Annotated in this window: 1 protein-coding gene; it reads left to right on the top strand. The window is 54.7% G+C overall.

The window, feature by feature from the left end:
- Nucleotides 1–550 (top strand): bacteriophage T4 gp5 trimerization domain-containing protein (locus ACFFUV_RS23790; protein WP_446697927.1); only part of this gene is annotated, 550 nt, incomplete at both ends.

Genomic DNA, 550 nt, shown 5'->3' with positions numbered 1-550 from the left:
CACGACCGCACCACCACGGTGAACAACAACCATACGGAGACGGTGGTTGTGGGGCAGACGGTGAAGGTGGGCAGTAAAAAGGAAGGTGGCCATGACCAGAAAACTACGGTGGCGAATGACCGGCGCATCACGGTGGGCAATGACCAGACGCTGAAAGTGAAGAACAACCGGACGGTGAACATCAGCCACGACGACGGCCTGTATGTAACAAATGACCGCAGGGTGACGGTGAAAGGGAAGCAGGAGCACACCACGACGGGGAACCATATCAGTCTGGTTGAAGGGAAACACAGTCTGGAAGTAAAAGGCGACCTGGCGCGGAAAGTGGCAGGCGCACTGGGAATAAAGGTGGAGGGCGATATCGTGCTGGAAAGCAGCGGCAGCATCAGCCTGAAGGCTGGCGGGTCGTTTATCGTTATTCATTCAGGTGGTGTGGATATTGTCGGGCCGAAAATTAATCTGAACGGTGGAGGAAGTCCTGGGATGCCGGTACAAACCCTACACCCAGCATTTCTGACTTTACCAGAAGATAATAAAACGCAGGAGCCGG

Source organism: Vibrio olivae (assembly GCF_042428525.1).
In the GTDB taxonomy this organism is placed as follows: domain Bacteria; phylum Pseudomonadota; class Gammaproteobacteria; order Enterobacterales; family Vibrionaceae; genus Vibrio; species Vibrio olivae.
Note: the sequence above shows the minus strand (reverse complement) of the source record. Positions and strands in the feature narration are given on the sequence as shown.